This is a genomic window from Rhizobium herbae (genome assembly GCF_019511375.1).
GTDB lineage: Bacteria > Pseudomonadota > Alphaproteobacteria > Rhizobiales > Rhizobiaceae > Pararhizobium > Pararhizobium herbae_A.
Window position 1 is genome coordinate 97986 of sequence record NZ_JAEUAO010000006.1, and the last position, 17239, is coordinate 115224.

Annotated in this window: 11 protein-coding genes; 1 reads left to right on the top strand and 10 read right to left on the bottom strand. The window is 58.5% G+C overall.

Annotated features, from left to right (window positions below; translation table 11 throughout):
• The 6 genes from JNB71_RS21230 to eutB all read right to left on the bottom strand — a co-directional run bounded on the left by JNB71_RS21230 (position 1) and on the right by eutB (position 11562).
• Positions 1 to 3810, bottom strand: coding sequence for a GH36-type glycosyl hydrolase domain-containing protein (locus JNB71_RS21230; RefSeq protein WP_223215955.1), 3810 nt, complete (start codon positions 3808 to 3810; stop codon positions 1 to 3).
• Between the two features lie 189 nt (positions 3811 to 3999).
• A complete protein-coding gene (locus tag JNB71_RS21235) occupies positions 4000 to 6462 on the bottom strand; it encodes a phosphoketolase family protein (protein ID WP_220373772.1) in 2463 nt (820 codons plus the stop codon).
• A gap of 79 nt (positions 6463 to 6541) precedes the next feature.
• Complete coding sequence (gene adhP / locus JNB71_RS21240; protein ID WP_220373773.1) at positions 6542 to 7567, bottom strand: alcohol dehydrogenase AdhP; 1026 nt, start codon at positions 7565 to 7567, stop codon at positions 6542 to 6544.
• Positions 7568 to 7634: 67 nt separating this feature from the next.
• Positions 7635 to 8318, bottom strand: coding sequence for a CBS domain-containing protein (locus JNB71_RS21245; protein ID WP_220373950.1), 684 nt, complete (start codon positions 8316 to 8318; stop codon positions 7635 to 7637).
• Positions 8319 to 9032: 714 nt separating this feature from the next.
• The gene (locus JNB71_RS24860; protein WP_220373774.1) at positions 9033 to 9197 is read right to left on the bottom strand and encodes a DUF2950 family protein; all 165 of its coding nucleotides are present in this window, start codon (positions 9195 to 9197) and stop codon (positions 9033 to 9035) included.
• Between the two features lie 13 nt (positions 9198 to 9210).
• Positions 9211 to 11562, bottom strand: coding sequence for an ethanolamine ammonia-lyase subunit EutB (gene eutB / locus JNB71_RS21255; protein WP_220373775.1), 2352 nt, complete (start codon positions 11560 to 11562; stop codon positions 9211 to 9213).
• Positions 11563 to 12036: 474 nt separating this feature from the next.
• On the opposite strand from eutB, the gene JNB71_RS21260 reads away from it, so the two are divergent.
• On the top strand, positions 12037 to 12558 hold the full coding sequence (locus JNB71_RS21260; protein WP_220373776.1) for a GNAT family N-acetyltransferase: 522 nt from the start codon (positions 12037 to 12039) through the stop codon (positions 12556 to 12558).
• Positions 12559 to 12619: 61 nt separating this feature from the next.
• Here the strand turns inward: JNB71_RS21260 and ccoS are convergent, their stop codons facing one another.
• The 4 genes from ccoS to ccoG are packed head-to-tail and all read right to left on the bottom strand — an operon-like array spanning position 12620 to position 17107.
• Entirely contained in the window at positions 12620 to 12775 is a 156-nt protein-coding gene (gene ccoS, locus JNB71_RS21265; protein ID WP_220373777.1) for a cbb3-type cytochrome oxidase assembly protein CcoS, read from the bottom strand.
• Positions 12775 to 15054, bottom strand: coding sequence for a cation-translocating P-type ATPase (locus JNB71_RS21270; RefSeq protein WP_220373778.1), 2280 nt, complete (start codon positions 15052 to 15054; stop codon positions 12775 to 12777). The genes ccoS and JNB71_RS21270 overlap by 1 nt, the downstream gene beginning before the upstream one ends.
• On the bottom strand, positions 15051 to 15548 hold the full coding sequence (locus JNB71_RS21275; RefSeq protein WP_220373779.1) for a FixH family protein: 498 nt from the start codon (positions 15546 to 15548) through the stop codon (positions 15051 to 15053). Before JNB71_RS21275 ends, JNB71_RS21270 begins: the two co-directional genes overlap by 4 nt.
• Positions 15545 to 17107, bottom strand: coding sequence for a cytochrome c oxidase accessory protein CcoG (ccoG, locus tag JNB71_RS21280; RefSeq protein ID WP_220373780.1), 1563 nt, complete (start codon positions 17105 to 17107; stop codon positions 15545 to 15547). The genes JNB71_RS21275 and ccoG overlap by 4 nt, the downstream gene beginning before the upstream one ends.
• Between the last annotated feature and the right edge of the window lie 132 nt (positions 17108 to 17239).

Here is a 17239-nt window from a genome sequence, read left to right on the forward strand (position 1 = left end):
CTATCCAAGGATTACGCGCACGTCGTGAAAGCGGCCGTCACTGGTGAGTTGCACCTTGCGGTCGGTAAGCGGTTGGTCATCCAGGAAAACCGAACTTACTCCTCCGCAGACCCCGGCCTTGTTGTCCACGTGGATGCGGTATGTGGCCGACCCATGCCTGTAGTTCACCTGATACTCCGGCCAATAGGTCGGAACGCATGGGTCAATCGAGAGAAGCTGGTCTTGTCTGCGAAAACCAAGGATGGCCTCTAGCGCCACACGATACAACCAGGCGGCCGATCCCGTGTACCACGTCCAACCCCCGCGTCCGGTATGTGGCGGCGCGCCGTAGACATCGGCGCTGACAACGTAAGGCTCGACCATGTAATGCTGCGCGTCCTGCATCGTCGAAGCATGATTGATCGGATTGATCAAACTCCAGAGCTCCAAGGCCCGATCGCCGTCGCCTTGAAGCGCAGTAGCCAGCACAACCCAGGCAGCCGCATGGGTATACTGACCGCCATTTTCCCGGATGCCAGGAACATAGCCCTTGATGTAGCCGGGCTGCAGCGACCCCTTGTCGAATGGCGGGTCGAACAACTGGATCAATTTGTCCTGCTGGCGCACAAGCCTTTGATAGACCGCGCTCATCGCCTTGGACGCGCGCTCCTTATCGCCCGCGCCGGAGATCACGGCCCAAGCCTGAGGAAGGGCATCGATCTGGCATTCGTCGTTCGAGGACGATCCAAGAGGCGCGCCATCGTCAAAATAGGCTCGGCGATACCAGGCGCCGTCCCAGGCATGTGTTTCCAATGCAGCACGCAGACCTTCGGCTCGTTCGAGGCACGATGTTGCGCATCTGTGGTCTCCACGCAAAGACGCGATCGTCGCGAATGATTTCAGTACAGTGAGAAAGAACCAGCCGTTCCAGACACTTTCGCCTCTACCTTGAGCCCCGACCTTGTTCATACCATCGTTCCAGTCGCCCGTTCCCATGAGCGGCAGGCCGTGCCGCCCGAGCCGGAAGCCATGTTCCAGCGCACGGATACAGTGTTCGTAGATGGTACCGGTCTGCTTGCCGAGGTCCGGCTTGCCGAAATCCTCTTCCTGGCCCTCTTTCAGGATCGGTGATGTGATGAAGGGCACGTGCTCATCGAGCAGGCCGGTATCGCCGGTGGTCGAAACATAATGGTGAACCACGAAAGGCAGGAAATAGAGGTCGTCGGTCATGCGTGTGCGCACCCCGACACCCGATGGAGGATGCCACCAATGCTGTACGTCTCCCTCGGTGAACTGGCGCGCGGCGGCTCGCAGAATATGCGAGCGTGCTTCACTCGGTGCACTGTGGACCAATGCCATCACATCCTGCAGCTGGTCCCTGAAGCCGAAGGCGCCACCGGACTGATAGAAGCCAGAGCGCGCCCAGACGCGACAAGACAGGACCTGATACATGAGCCAGCGGTTCATCATCAGATCGAAGGCGATGTCGGGCGTCTTGACCTCGATTGCACCCAGGATGTCATCCCACTGGCGAGAGACGATGGCGAGGCTGTCTCGCGCGCGTGTTGGCTCGGCATATTTCCGCACGAGCGCGCGAAGCTCGTCGAGGCTATCGGCCTGCCCAAGAACGAAAACGACCTCTGCGCTTTCGCCTGGTGCCAGTCGAATTTCCACCATCAGTGCCGCGCAAGGATCACCCAACGAGCCAAGACCCCCTGCCAGGTCGGATTTTGCCATTCCCGCGGGCTGCGATACGGAACCATAGGTCCCCAGAAACTCGGAGCGATCACCGGTTGCCGAGCGCGCAATCTGGTTTGCCGCTGCAAATGCCAGTTTTCCGGCAAATTCATCCGCCCAGGCGCGCTTCGCAACGACCGCTCCCGATTGAAGATCACGTTCGCAGACGACCTGCATCGTCGCGTCTTCACGCTGTATCCCGAGCACCCATTCGGCAAAATACGTCGCCGTCAGATGGCGTGCTTGCGCTCCGTCGTTGCGAAGCGCAAGGCGCATGATCTTGACCGGATCCGCCGAGGAAACATGCACCGTCAATTCCTGATGCAAGGATCGGCTGTCGCTTTCGTATCGGCTGTAGCCCTGCCCATGGCGAACGGTTACGACCGCGCCTCGCCCCAGTGGCAGGGGGGTGGGCGTCCAAAGCTCTCCAGTTTCCTCATCCCGCAGGTAGACGATCTCTCCGGGCGGATCCGAGACTGGATCATTGGACCAGGGCGTCAGCCTGTTTAGCTGGCTGTTGCCGGCCCAGGTATAGCCCAGGCCGCCATCGCTCGTCAGGGAGCCGAATTCAGGATTGGCGATGACGTTACACCAAGGCGTCGGCGATGCCGCGCCATCCACCACGATGACATATTCGCGTCCGTCCCTGCTAAACCCCCCGAAACCGTTCCAATACAGCAAATCCGTGTCGGTCTCGGCGGGCCGCTTCGTGGCCGTCTCGCGAATTGCCTTTCGAGAGGAGGAGGATGCGCCCTCTTGTCGTCTGTTAAGTTGGCTCGCCAACGAGCCTCGACTGTTCGAAAGAACGCTGCATGCCGCAAAGGTGATCGCATCGATGTCATCGTTTGGAACTCCGACCGCCGATAACAGATGGATACCGCCCGGCTTACCGACCAACGCGGCTTGCTGGCCCAGCTTCTTTGCCAATCGCTTGGCATCGTTGCCGTCGCGTTCATCGAGCAGGACGAGGTCGAAACGCAAGCCTTGGCGGGAGATGAACGTGTGCGCTCGTATCACGTCGCGAACGAGCGACTTGTCACCGATGTCTGCGATGCGCGCCAGCACGATCGGAAGGTCGCCGGAAATCCCGTGGCGCCACAGCGCTTCTCTGCTGGGAGGTTTCTTGCCGAGTGCGGATGCGTCTCGATAGCGCGGATCAATAAACACTATACTTCCGGCCAATCGGTTGAACAGTGCAACTTCCTGTGGGGTCAGGTTCGAATCCTCAAGTTCCTTGCGATAGCATTCCGCGGCGTCGGAAAAGGCTTTGTCGGCCCCCTCGAGACTTGAGTATCGCCTCGCGATCGCCTGTGCCATCACTTCACTGTCAGCCGCACCTGTTGCAAATGCGACCCGTTCCATTGCGCCGGGATCAAGATGGATGGCGGTTCGCAGGCAGAAAACCGGGTCGAGAACGGGGCCAGCCGTGCCGGAGAGGCCCGCTGCACCGCCCAGTGCCAAAGGGTTGGCAATCGTGCGGCCCCGGCCGAGGAACTTGAGCCGATCGGTTTCGTACTCGACCGGCTGGCCACCTGGCGCGCTCGACGCTGAAACATGAACTGCCCAGACAGGCTGCTCTTCAGCACTGCGCGGTCGGCGTCTCGCAAGCAAGGCACCAGTCCCATGATCAAACTGCGTTTCAACAAAAAGGTTGGCAAAGGCCGGGTGGGCCCTGTCCGCGCGGCGGTTGTTCAGACAGACTTCTGCATAGCTGGTCAGCTCTAGGCTTCTCGCGGTGGTGCCATGATTGGAGATCTTGAGTATCCGCACTTCCGCGTCCATATCGGGCGCGACACATGCTGCCCAGGAGACTTCTATGTCGTCGGCCAGACAGCGGAATTCGGCACGATCTCCGTAAAAGACGTTCTCGTAGACATTGTCAGGTTGATAGAGGGGTTGCTTGCCGATGGACCAAATCTTGTTCTGCGTCCGATCTTCGATGTAACAGAACTGTCCCCAGCAATCGCGCGTAGAATCCTGCCGCCAGCGTGTAATGTCCAGCTCTCGCCACGACGCATAGCCGGCCCCAGCCGCCGTAAGCATGACGTTATAGCGACCATTGGAGAGCAAGGCTATGGCAGGGCTGGGAGCCATTCCGTCCGCAACGCCACCGTGTTGCCCATGCGCGCCATAATCACTGACCGAACCCACCATCACGCGCTTCTCTTTCGACGATGCGCGGGCCCTCCACTATGGCGACTGCTTACAACCTGGCTTAGCCTCAATCGCCGAAATGCAATATTGGACCGCGCGAATTCCTTCCAACTCCTGTTCTGCTCTTTTTCAGATATTGTCCCCTTCCGTAGAGGTTTTCCGGGCCACTCCCGGGGCAGCTTTCAGCCCCCACTTCCACCCGATTATCTCAGGCATGTCATCGCCGTACTTCTCGATGTACTTGCGATGTTCGATCAACTTCGAACGAATAGCCTGCTTGAAGTAGGCGGCGCGGGCGCCGAGTTGCGGTAACCGGTCAATGACATCCTCGACAAGGTGGAACCGGTCGAGCTCGTTAAGAACCACCATGTCGAAGGGCGTGGTCGTCGTGCCTTCTTCCTTATAGCCGCGAACATGAAGGTTCCCGTGGTTCGTCCGGCGATATGTGAGCCGATGGATCAGCCATGGATAACCGTGGAAGGCAAAGATGATCGGCTTATCCTTGGTGAACAGAGCGTCGAAATCGCGGTCTGTCAGTCCGTGGGGATGCTCTTTCGCAGGCTGGAGCTTCATCAGGTTGACGATGTTGATGACCCGTACCTTGAGTTCTGGCAGGTGTTCGCGGATCAACTGAACCGCAGCCAGCGTCTCCAGGGTCGGTACATCACCACAACACGCCATGACGACGTCAGGTTCGCCACCCTTGTCATTGCTGGCCCATTCCCAGATGCCGAGACCTTCGCTGCAGTGTTTGACGGCCTCGTCCATCGTCAGCCATTGCGGCGCGGGCTGCTTGCCTGCGACGACCACGTTCACGTAATTGCGGCTGCGCAGGCAGTGATCCGTCACTGACAGCAGGGTGTTGGCATCCGGCGGCAAGTATACCCGGATCACGTCCGCCTTCTTGTTGACGACATGATCGATGAAGCCCGGATCCTGATGACTGAAGCCATTGTGATCCTGGCGCCAGACGTGCGAGCTGAGGAAGTAGTTCAGCGAGGCTACGGGTCTCCGCCAGGGGATTTCATTGCATATTTTCAACCATTTGGCATGCTGGTTAAACATCGAGTCGATGATGTGGATGAAGGCTTCGTAGCAGGAGAAGAAGCCATGGCGGCCCGTCAGGAGGTAGCCTTCCAGCCATCCCTGACATTGATGTTCACTGAGAACCTCCATGATGCGGCCGTCCGGCGAGAGATGGTCGTCATCCGGATAGATTTCCGCCATGTAGCAGCGATCGGTCACCTCCAGTACATCTTGCCAGCGGTTGGAGTTGTTCTCGTCCGGGCTGAACAGCCGGAAGTTCTTGCTCTCCAGATTCGACTTCATCACATCGCGCAGGAATTTGCCCATCACGCGCGCAGACTCCGCCGTTGTCGCTCCAGGGCTGGGGACCGAAACAGCATATTGCTCGAAATCCGGCAGCTTCAATTCACGCAACAGAAGGCCGCCATTGGCGTGCGGATTGTCGCTCATTCGGCGGCGGCCTGCAGGAGCCAATGCGGCCAGTTCGGATCTGAACCTGCCTGCCTCGTCGAACAACTCCTCGGGCCGGTAGCTTTTCATCCATTGCTCAAGAATGCGGATGTGTTCCAGCTTGTCCATCTCGCCCATCGGCACCTGATGCGAACGCCAGTAGTCTTCGCATTTCTTGCCGTCGATTGTCTTGGGGCAGGTCCACCCCTTTGGCGTTCGAAAGACAATCATTGGCCATGCGGGGCGTTTCATATTGCCGTTCGTGCGCGCATCGCTCCAGATTTTCCGGATTTCGCCTATGACAGCGTCGAGCGTGCCGGCAAGTTTCTGATGTACATCCTTCGGATCATCCCCTTCTACGAAATAGGGCTCGTAGCCCATGCCCTCGAAAAACTTCCGTAATTCGTCCTCCGGAATGCGGGCTAGGAAGCATGGATTGGCGATTTTGTATCCATTGAGATGGAGGATCGGTAGCACGCAGCCGTCGCGGGCCGGATTCAGGAATTTGTTGCCGTGCCAGCCGGTCGCGAGCGGCCCGGTCTCAGCCTCGCCGTCGCCGACGACACAGGCGACGATAAGGTCGGGGTTGTCGAAGGCCGCCCCATAGGCGTGGCTCAAGGCATATCCGAGCTCGCCGCCCTCATGGAGACTGCCCGGTGTTTCTGGCGCAACATGGCTCGGGATGCCGCCAGGAAAGCTGAACTGCTTGAAGAGCCTTTTCATGCCCTCCGTGTCCGGGCTGATGTTTGGATAGAACTCGCTGTAGGTGCCCTCCAGATAAGCGTGAGCAACCAGCGAAGGCCCACCGTGGCCGGGACCGATCACGTAGACCATATTGAGATCGTCGCGCTTGATAACCCGATTTAGGTGAGCATAAAGCATGTTCAGGCCAGGCGACGTTCCCCAGTGCCCCAGCAGACGCGGCTTAATATGCTCGCGTTTCAGGGGTTCCAGCAGCAGTGGATTGTCGAGCAGGTATATCTGGCCAACAGAAAGATAGTTGGAAGCCCGCCAGTAAGCATCGATCAGCCGCAATTCCTCCTCTGACAGCGGACTTGCTGATCGTTTCTCCTCTGCCGAACGTTGTTGGATCTTTGCCGTTTCAAGCGAAGCCATCGCAGCCTCCTACTGAAGTCGGTGTTACATCAACTGGTCCAAGGCCGCAGATTAGCGCAAAGTGGCGCTTGGCCGTAACTTATTGCAGTCTCATTACAATTCGGCCGTCAATCTTCCCTTCGTCCATCCGCCGGAAAATATCATTGACGTTTTCCAGCTCGTCCCAGCGGAAATGGGGAACAACCTTGCCTTCTGCCGCAAATTGCAGGGATTCCTCGAGGTCCTGACGCGTTCCCACGATCGAGCCACGTACGGTGATGCGTTTCAACACGGTCTCGAAGACTGGCAGGGAAATCTTTCCGGGAGGAAGGCCGACGAGAGCCATCGTTCCCTTCGACCGCATGAACCCGAAGGCTTGTTCCATCGCAATCGGCGAAACCGCCGTGACAAGTGCTCCATGTACCCCGCCCGTGGCCCTCTGGACCTGCTCGATCGCATCCTGGTCCTTGCCGTTGACGGTGATGTCGGCGCCAAGTTTCTTGGCCAACGCCAGCTTGTCCTCGAATATGTCCGCGGCGACCACGTGCATACCCATCGCCTTGGCGTACTGGACAGCCATGTGACCTAGGCCGCCCACCCCGGAAATGGCTACCCACTCGCCAGGGCGAACCTCGGTTTCTTTCAAACCTTTGTAAACAGTGACGCCGGCGCATAGCACCGGGGCCGCCGGTCCGAAATCCAGGCTGCCGGGCAAGCCGGCCACGAAATCAGGATCAGCAAGACCGAACTGAGCGAAGGTCCCGTTTACGGAATAGCCGGTGTTCGACTGTGATGCGCACAGCGTTTCCCAACCGGTTCGGCAATAGGGGCAGTAACCACAAGCGCTGTGCAGCCAGGGCACGCCGACGCGGTCCCCTTCCTTTACCCTCTTTACGCCTGCGCCCACCCCGGCGACGAACCCGACCCCTTCATGCCCAGGCACGAAAGGCGGATTGGGCTTCACCGGCCAGTCCCCGCTTGCCGCATGAAGGTCGGTGTGGCAGACGCCGCTCGCCTCATACTTCACGAGAATCTGTCCGTCTTTCGGACTTGGAACCGCCATTTCCTCTATGACGAGTGGCGCCCGGAAGGCTCGCACAACAGCCGCTTTCATTCTCTGTGCCATGAGTTGGCTTCCTCCCTTGTGCAATGTCATGCACCGCCTGAGCAACGACCCCGACTCGTGGAGATGCTCAGTTACCTGTCCCGCCCTCCGGACAAGATTGCGAAAAGTGCTCGACAACGCTTCTGACGCCGCGAACGCTTTCTGCGACGACCCGAGCGGCTCGCCTGCATTCCGCGGTCTCGACGTTGCCCCAGAGATGCACCGTACCATCGGCAACGGTCACCTCCACGCCGAGACCTTCCAGACCGGTGTTCTCCCCAAGCCGCGTCACGATGCTGCGCTGAATGCCCTCATCGCCTGACGCCGTTTCATCCAGGTTGGCCACTAGAATCGCGCGGAGCAGGTCAGCCCGGCCGACGATGCCGATCAGCTCACCAGCTCTCACGACGGGAACGCGCTTTATGCCGTGGTCCTGCATGAGTTGTGCAACGCGCGTGAGTGACGTTTCCTCATCGATCGTCACGGGGTCACGCGTCATTGTGTCGCTGACCTTCCATGAAGTGCGTTTCACATAGGCGTCAGCCCTCGCTTCCGCAGGGATTGCGGTGTCGGTGGGCGCGAACGCTCCGCCGCCGAGTTCCGTTCGGCGGATCAGGTCGCCTTCACTGATGATACCGAGGAGGTGCCCGTCGTCGTCAACGACCGGGACGCCGCTGACGTGATTGTCCAGCATGATCTTACAAGCATGCCTGACACTGTTGTCGGGTGAGACTTTGACGATCTTCGTCGTCATTACATCTTTGGCGAGCATATCGACTGCAACTCCCTCGCGGATTTCAGCGCCGACCTCTGCCATGGGACATTAAACCTGTTGTGACAATTCGACAACCGACTTGCGACCGCGAATAGCCAGATTTGTCCGAGGGCGAATTCCTTTACGGCGAGTAATTCTGGCGGCGTCCCAGTGGGTGTTTCCCTCTTGCAATACAAACGCACTGGGAGCAGTCTTTGAGGAGCTTTCGTATGATCCTGGGAAATGCAATGCAGAACTCCGCCACTAGACAAGCAGATCGTGGCGAGCAATGCGCAGACACGTGGCGCCTCGATAGGGGCGTTTCAATCAACGGGAGTCTTGGATCAATGGTCTATCTATCTGCTCTGCGAATAACGCACTATATTTCAACAAGGATTTTCTTTTTTATATGTGTAGCAATTGCCTTTTTGCTTACTTTTATCATCCTGCCCGTTTCGGAAACTTACGCGAACGAGCCATTGGAGGATTTTCCTTTTCTGATAATTTGTGAATACAAGGGCACGCATCACGCTTTCTATTTTTCGAAACTGGATTCAGACGGCGTCGCTACCTACATCAACCCAAGCAGGCTTGCGGGAACTATAACTGTAGCCGGGACTGCCAAAACATTGGGCGAACCAATCGGGGGAACTTGTTTGGGCAAAACACTTGAGCAACTACGGGCGTCGGGGCAAGCCAGCGATCTGAGACGCTAGTTGCGCCGAAGTGGCATTATTGATCCTGGCTCCTGGAAAAGGATGCCTCATGGGACGTATTGTTCACGGCAGCGCCCGCACGCCGCCGCCTCTTCGGGCCGAGGTCCCGTTCGTAGACGATGACCTGCTGAATGACGACGAATGCTTCGACACAAGTCTCCGCGTATCTGACCGGCCACACGCGGCACTGGTTCCTATGTCCGGTACCGCCGGCTGCCGTTCACCTCTTTGCCGACGATTTCCCTGATAATCGTCAAAGTCTCCCTGGCCGCTTCCTTCGGCGGCAAGGCCGTATCTGCGACATTGCTCACAAGTTTGGTCATGTCGTGATCGATCTTCTTTTCAGACCATCCCCTGCCTTTGGCAACAGTGATATAGACCGAGTAGGCGTGGTGCATGGTTCCTGGCCGTTCGCCTATGACGTGGAGAATCCCCCGGAAACTATTGGGTTCAGCCTTCTCGAAGAGCACTTCGCCGATCCGATAGCCGGCCCGCACCCTTCCGCTGGTGACGAGGATGTTCTTGTCGCTCACAGAGACGCCTGCCTCGGCAAGCAATCTGCGCATTTCTTCCAGGAAGGGCGCAAGATGTCCGTCGTCCATGATGGCCTTGGCGTTCAAGCCATCGGATATGACGATCTGGCCCTGGGGCGGATCGTCCCCCCACGAATCCCTTATTCTTTCGAGTTCGGCAATCGCTTCAGGGCTCAGTATTTCACCCGTGCCTGGATGGGCGATATAGTCGTTGCGGTCCTGCGATAAGGTTCGGACCGGCACGACATCAGGAATGGCAGCGACAAACTCGGACGTAAGCTCGGCCCAGAGAGACTGCTTGGCATCGTCGTATAAGCCCTTGACCTTGGCCGCGAGCTCTGGATTCAGATCCCATATATTCTCGCCGTGTCCGGTAGCCAGGTCGACCCCCCTCCCTTCGACTTCCTGCATTTTCTGCCGGCCTTCCGCATAGACGGCGTCCCTGGACCGCGTGTCACCCTTGGCAAGACGGTACTGGTAGTACACCCACAGCGGATCGCCATAGTTCACGGTATATTTGTTGCCCTCATCAACGATCCCGATCCGCTTGTAGAAATCCCACATTGCATCGTTGACCTTGAAGCCGAATTTTTCCCTCAGCCGGACGTGATCCTGGAACGACGTGGTGAGATAGCTCAACATCGGATCGCTTTTGGTGGGCAGCGCTATCAGGTAAACAGGATTGGCCGGCATGATCCGGTCCTGGCACCAATCCAGATCTTCCAGGCTGACCGTCATATGCAGGGTGGTACAGATATCCAGACCGATGGTCAGCCCATGGAGTTTGCCCATGGCAATATCCTCCAGGCAGCACCTGACCAGCTGTTCGCGGCTCCCGAAGACCTCCGGCCCAATGAATCCGGCAACATCGTTGATATGAAGCCATGCGCCCCTGGGCTGCACCTTTGCGAGTTCTATTCCCACAGCCCTGCTGAAGCCATACTTTCGGGACTCGAGGACCATCATATCGACGCCGTTTGCTGCGCCGTTTGTAAATTCGGAGCCCTGCCCGGTTTCGAAGTAGAGCCCGTATCTTTCTCCCTTCTTGGCGCGCGCATACTTCAGGATCTTCTCAATCGTAATATCAAAGATCTTGTTGCAGTCATCTGTTCCAGCAAGGCTCTGGAACATCGTGGCAACCGTTCCCGGATGACCTTCGCTCACGTCTGCCTGGACATCGATATGGGCTAGCACACACCAGGGAATCGTTTCGTTCAACTTGAAGGTATCGACGACGTCCTTGAGCGCCTGTTCAACTGCAGCGACGCTCTTGACCGTGCTGTCCACCGGGTTGGTTCCGATAACGATATCGCCCGTTGCATAAGAAAATGCATCGAAAACCTGCCAAACCACGTCCTCGGGATGATCTGTAGGAGAATTGGGCTGGATTCGAGCACCCATGTATCCCTTTGCCCCCATCTTGGTACCCGGCAGAACATTGAAGATCTTCTGACCCAAAGCGATGAGCTCTTCGTTGCTCATCAGCTTTGGGATGCAGCCGATCGTGTCGCTGGTCAGGCCGTTCATGATGCCTTTGATCGCGGCCTCTGGCTCAGCCAGCAGAAACTCCTTCAACTGGCCCATGGTCCAGTCCTTGACCTTTGCATACTGGGCCTGGTCCGTGGTCTGCCAGATCAACCGTTGGAGGTCGTCCTCAAAAAGCGGGTGCTGGTAGAGATCTCCGATCTTCGTGTTTGCCAGAAGCGTGCGCGCATTGTTCCGCGTTGCGTCATCCACGGCCGCTGCTCCAATGGCTCGATCTCCCTCCTTGAAGTCATTCGCAGCGCCGACCACCTGCTGGTAAAGTGTTCGATCAAAATCCCCCTTGACTCGGCGTATATACGTAAAGATGTCCTCGCCCGGCCCGACCTCATCGACCGCTATCGTGCTTTGCTCAGCCGCCCAGGCAGCATCGCTATAACTTGCAAGAGTGCCGGCGGCGGCCCCAACCATGACGAGAAGCTCCCGTCTAGAGAGCCCTTCCTGTCCCTTTGACAACAAGCCCTTATTCATGGCGTTTCCCTTTTTTTAAAGGAGACCCGTCGTGCCACCTGCCTGTCGGCAGAGACGCGATTTGAAACCCCGCGCCACTATCTGGCTTGGGGTCATTCACAATCCTCTGACAAGTCGATTGGTCGTGCCGTTACAAAGACTAAGGGTGCCAAATCCAGGTCACATTGCAGCCTCGCATCGCGGCCGCGAATTGAACAATGAAGCGGTCGCCGAAGACGTCCCGGAATTGGCAAGCGTCATGATATCCTTACGCGCGAGCGCTGTCACTTTGTTTGAAAATCTTCCCTGCTCGCATCAACTCAGCACACGCACCGATACCTTGTGCCACGATGCGCTTCGTTCTCAGGAAAGAGCACTCGCTGAAGTGGCCGCGGGCTCAGCGATCAAAGCTTGCCCCGATGCCCGTAACTGCTCAAAATGGGATACGACTTTTGAGAACCTTACGTGGCGCTGCGAAACGATCGGACCGATTTCATGACGGAAGCCGCTCAGTATTCGGTGATAGAGGTGTTGCCGGACGGACGTCGCATCGAAATTCGCGCGCTGAGCCCCAGCGACCGGGGCGAATTTGCTGAAGCCGTTGGCCGCAGTTCCGCGGAATCTCTCCGCCGACGCTTCTTTGCGCCAAGGCACAGCTTTACGGAGCGGGAAATCGCTTTTTTCGTTGACGTAGATTTTGTCGATCACGTGGCCTTGGTCGCAGTAACAGAACAAGGCGGGCGCCCCGTCATCGTGGGCGCCGGACGCTACATCGTGGTAGGGCCAGAGCAGGCCGAAGTCGCTTTCACCGTTGCCGACCAATGTCAGGGCCAGGGTGTGGGCGGGGCACTGATGCGCCATGTCACCGCGATTGCTCGCGAAGCGGGGATCAAGGAACTGATCGCCGAGGTCCTGCCGGAAAATACCCCGATGCTGGCAGTGTTCAAGAAAAGCGGCTTGCGCATGACGACGAAGAAAGAGCGCGGGGTCGTGCATGTGACGCTCCATCTGATTTGAACGATACGGAGTACATGCCTGCTGTCCCTTTGCAGATGATCGGGTTTTCCTCGCTTTGTTTTTACGGCTCGCCTTTGGGATCAGCATCGATCAGGACGCGTTCGGCGGCCCCGTCGAGATCATCGTACTGCCCGGTGCGCAGGGCCCAGAGAAAGGCGCCGAGACCAAGAGCGCCCAGAAACAAGGCGATGGGAAGGAGGTAGACCAACGTTGCCATTACACTATGCTCTCCCGGGCTGGTGGAGTAGACCTGCCAAAGGCCGGCCATAAAACTGAAGGACCTCTCTTCCTGGCACGAAGCCGCAGCGCGTTGCCAATGACGATAAGGGATGAGCCGGACATGGCGATGGCCGCAATCAGCGGCGTAACAAAGCCGAGAATGGCGATCGGAACGGCTATCAGATTGTAGATGACTGCCAGGGCGAAATTCTGCCTTATCAACCGGTCAGCGTTGCGAGCGATCTCTACGGACAACGGCACCGCCATCAGGCTATCACGCAGAAAGACGAAATCGGCCGCGTTGCGACCGATGTCGGCTCCCGTCGCGGGCGCCATGGAGACATGTGCCGTAGAAAGTGCAGGCGCGTCGTTCAAGCCGTCGCCAACCATCAGCACCTTCTTGCCGGCGGCACAGAGCTTGGCGAGACGGTCGACCTTTCCGCTCGGCAGGACCGACGCATTGAACATGCCGATGGACAACAGCCCGGCGACCTGCGCGACCGCCGGCGCCTTGTCGCCAGAGAGAATCTCCAGCGACAGGCCAGTCCCGGCCAGTTCACGAACGGCCGCCTTAGCATCGTCACGAAGGCTATCGACAAAGTCGAACGAGGCGCGCAAGGCACCATCGATGCTAAATGCGGTTCCGGCCCGTGAATCCTGGATTTCGCTATCCTCCAAGGCCCAGGACATCCTGCCGAGCCTGCAGCGCCTGCCGTCAAGCGTCGCCTCAATACCAAGGCCCGGCTGCTCGACGACATTCTCATACGGCACCCGCTTGCGTGACCGCACGGAAAAAGCCGTATCGATTGCGACGGAAGCTGGATGACGGGAAAAAGCGGCGAGGCTTGCGGCCATCGTCAGGTCGTGTTCCTCCAAAAATGTCACATCCCGCAGCCCCGGTCGCCCCATAGTGAGCGTCCCGGTTTTGTCAAAGACGACTGTATCGATTTCGGCCAGCCGCTCCATGGCGGAACCGTCCTTCACCAGGATGCCGTTTTCGAAAAGTCGGCGCGCCGCGACCACCTGAACGATCGGAACTGCAAGACCGAGTGCACAGGGGCATGTAATGATCAGCACGGCAATCGCGACCGTGATCGACAGGTGCCAGTCTCCCGTCGCGGCCATCCAGCCGAGAAAGCTGAGGAGTGCAGTTACATGCACGACAGGCGAATAGAGCGACGACACCCGGTCGGCGATGCGCCGGTAGGCGCCTTTGCCCTGCTCGGCAGCCTCCATCAACCGCACCATCTCGGCGAGAAATGAATTCTTGGCCGCAGCGGTGACCTCTATGATTAGCGGCCCTGTGAGGTTCTGTACGCCGGCCAAGACAGCGCTGCCGGGCTCGATGCCCTGCGAGCCGCTCTCTCCCGTCACAAGCGAGCAATCGAGGTTTGAACGGCCCTCGACGACGATCGCGTTTACGGGGATACGCTCGCCGGCCGCAATGAACAGCCGCATGCCGGGCTCGATCTCTGCCAAGGCCGTGTAACTGCGCCGGCCATCCGGCGCAATGACGATGGCCCCGCGTGGAGACAGGCGAACAAGCCCGCTGACCGCGGCTCGCGCACGATCGCGCATGAGATGATCGAGCGTCCGGCCGATCAGGAGAAAGAACAGCAGCGAAACCGAGGCGTCAAAATAGGCATGGTGCCCGTGGGTGATCGTCTCGTACAGGCTCATCGAATAGGCGAGCGTAACACCGAGCGAAATCGGCACATCCATGTTCATGCGCCCGTGCCGCAGCGCATTCCACGCAGAGCGGAAATAGATCCTTCCGGCAAAGGCCATGACGGGAACCGCGATGAGGGCTGACAGCCAATGAAACAGGTCGCGCGTCGGGCCATCGGCTCCTGCCCAGACAGAGACCGACAGAAGCATGATATTGCCCGTCGCAAAGCCGGCGACAGCGACGGCGGTGATCAATTCAGAGAGAGTTCCGTCCTTCTCGGACGTAAACTCGTCGGCAAGGTGAACCGGATAGCCGAGGCGCGCCAGCGTTGGGACGATGCCCGGAACGGCACTGCCACGCCAGGTCACCGAGACCCTCTTTGTCGACAGATTGACGCGGACGCTTTCGATATTCGTTAGCTGGGAAAGACTGGTTTCAATGGCCTGGATGCAGGCGGCGCAATGGACGGAGGGCACAGCCAATTCAATCTGGCTCAGCCCGTTCCCAAGCTGCCGGCGCGCCAGCAATATCTCGTCATCGGAAGGACCCGCGCTTTTTGCCCGTTCCATGTCAAGCATCATGTCGATGGCAGGCGCGCAGCAACTCATTGGATCACTCCGCCGCTGATGGTAACGCGTCTGACCTCGGCATAGGGCCGTGCCAGACCGATGTCGCTTTCGGTAGTCACGATCCAGACACCGTCGCGCAGGCCGTGGCGTCCGGAAAAAGTCTTGCCGTCCCGCGACACAAGATCAATCGACCAGTCGGCCGCTTCATAAACGGGATGGCTGAAAGAAGCGCGGACGGATGCGATCCTCATCGCCTTGCCTTGTGCATCCACCAGCGCGTAGGTGATCTCGTCCTGGCTGGTCGTCAGCGTACCCTTGTAACCAAGAGCCAGTTGCTCACGGCTTTCCTTGAGCCTCCGGTTGAAGTCCTGGCCGGCGACGTAGGAGTTTTTGACCACGAGGCCGGACCATGAAGACCGCGCGAGGCTTGCCATGGCAACGTTGACGGCGATGATGATGGCAAAGAAGGCAATCATGATGACCAGCATGTGCATTCCGGTGAACGTCCGCGGCACATCGTTCGTGATTTTCATTGCCCTGTCTCCGGTGCGTTGAAGGTTGCCGTGTAGTCCGCACGTTCACCGCCGGCACTGTCTTCGACGATGAACTTGAATTCCTGAAGAGGGCCGGCCGCCTGCCCTGCGGCTTGTCGGACGAATACCTTGATCGTCTTCAACCGGTCGGGCTCAAGTTCGATATCGAATGCCCCTCCTTCCAGTTTGCCACTCCCCAGCATCGACATGGACGCTGCAGGAAGAGACCCCGTCAGGGAGAGCCGGACGTTGCGCTGCCGGGGCACCATGTTGAGGAGTTTCAGTGTGTAACCGTTTCGGATGGAGCCGTCGGACAGCACGACGAACTGAGGATTTCGGTCGTGCAGAACGTTCAGTTCCAGCCGGTTACGGGTCAGCAGCGCATAGACCATGAACAGGCCGATTGCGCTCCAGACGCCCAGATAGATCAGGGTTCGCGGCCGGAAGAGCTTGCGCAGGCTGATGTGTGCCACCGTGTTGGAAAGCCGGCCGTCCGGATCGCGAACAAGAGCCGGATTGACGGGGCGGGTGCCCCCAGCGGTGGCAAGCGCCATATTGGCGTTATAATCGTTCAGGGTTGTGTAGGAGATCAGCCCGCGTTCCTTGCCCAGTTTGTCCATCACGCCGTCGCAGGCGTCGATGCATAAGGCGCAGGTGATGCATTCGAGCTGCTGCCCATCGCGAATGTCGATGCCCATCGGGCACACGGCAACGCAGGCGTTGCAGTCAACGCAGTCGCCGATGCTTTCGCCGGCCAAAGCCATCCTTTTGGCGTGGCGCGATCGCGGCTCGCCACGCCAGTCATTATAAGTGACTGTCAGCGACGTTTCATCGAGCATGGCGGCCTGAATGCGCGGCCAGGGGCACATGTAGGTGCAGACCTGCTCCCGCATCAGCCCGCCGAACATATAGGTGGTCGCGGTCAGGATGGCGACGGTCATGTAGGCGGGGGCAGCCGCCTCGCCTGTGACGAAATCGGCGACGAGTTTCGGCGCGTCGGCGAAATAGAATATCCACGCGCCGCCCGTCGCGACTGCGATGCAAAGCCAGATGGTATGCTTGGTCACCCGGGTCGCAATTTTCGTAAACGACCAGGGTGCGGCATCAAGCTTGATCCGCGCATTGCGATCCCCCTCGATCGCACGCTCCACAACGAGGAACAGATCAACCCAGACGGTTTGCGGACAGGTGTACCCACACCAGGCGCGTCCAACCGTGGAGGTGACGAGAAACAGCCCGATCCCAGCCATGACCAAGAGACCTGCCACGAAGAAAAACTCCTGCGGCCAGATCTCGATGAAGAAGAAGTAGAAGCGGCGGTTCGCCAGATCGATCAGCACAGCCTGGTCCGGCGCGAAAGGACCACGGTCCCATCGCAGCCACGGGGTCAAATAGTAGATGCCGAGCGTGATCGCCATGACGATCCATTTGAATCGGCGAAAGTCACCCGAAGCTCGCTTTGGAAATATCTTGCGGCGCGGCGCATAGAGGGGCTGGCGAGTCCTGGCTGAATTGACGGCATCTGCTTCCAGCCGAATGATTTCGCTTTGATCCTGCATCTGGGCACCAGTTTAAAAAGGTTGCGTCATCGACACGCATCGCGCGCACCCATGCATCAATTGACGTGCCCACCATGCGGAAACGATGTCCGACGCGCCTTGATCGAAATCAAAACGCGTCGGACATGTTCG

What these genes read in the sequence shown, in the direction of transcription:
- JNB71_RS21230 (WP_223215955.1), bottom strand. Translation starts at nt 3,810, where the DNA reads ATGGCTCCCAGCCCTGCCATAGCCTTGCTCTCCAATGGTCGCTATAAC.
- JNB71_RS21235 (WP_220373772.1), bottom strand. Translation starts at nt 6,462, where the DNA reads ATGGCTTCGCTTGAAACGGCAAAGATCCAACAACGTTCGGCAGAGGAG.
- ccoG (WP_220373780.1), bottom strand. Translation starts at nt 17,107, where the DNA reads ATGCAGGATCAAAGCGAAATCATTCGGCTGGAAGCAGATGCCGTCAAT.
- JNB71_RS21260 (WP_220373776.1), top strand. Translation starts at nt 12,037, where the DNA reads ATGACGGAAGCCGCTCAGTATTCGGTGATAGAGGTGTTGCCGGACGGA.
- JNB71_RS21270 (WP_220373778.1), bottom strand. Translation starts at nt 15,054, where the DNA reads ATGAGTTGCTGCGCGCCTGCCATCGACATGATGCTTGACATGGAACGG.
- JNB71_RS21275 (WP_220373779.1), bottom strand. Translation starts at nt 15,548, where the DNA reads ATGAAAATCACGAACGATGTGCCGCGGACGTTCACCGGAATGCACATG.
- adhP (WP_220373773.1), bottom strand. Translation starts at nt 7,567, where the DNA reads ATGGCACAGAGAATGAAAGCGGCTGTTGTGCGAGCCTTCCGGGCGCCA.
- ccoS (WP_220373777.1), bottom strand. Translation starts at nt 12,775, where the DNA reads ATGGCAACGTTGGTCTACCTCCTTCCCATCGCCTTGTTTCTGGGCGCT.
- eutB (WP_220373775.1), bottom strand. Translation starts at nt 11,562, where the DNA reads ATGAATAAGGGCTTGTTGTCAAAGGGACAGGAAGGGCTCTCTAGACGG.
- JNB71_RS21245 (WP_220373950.1), bottom strand. Translation starts at nt 8,318, where the DNA reads ATGCTCGCCAAAGATGTAATGACGACGAAGATCGTCAAAGTCTCACCC.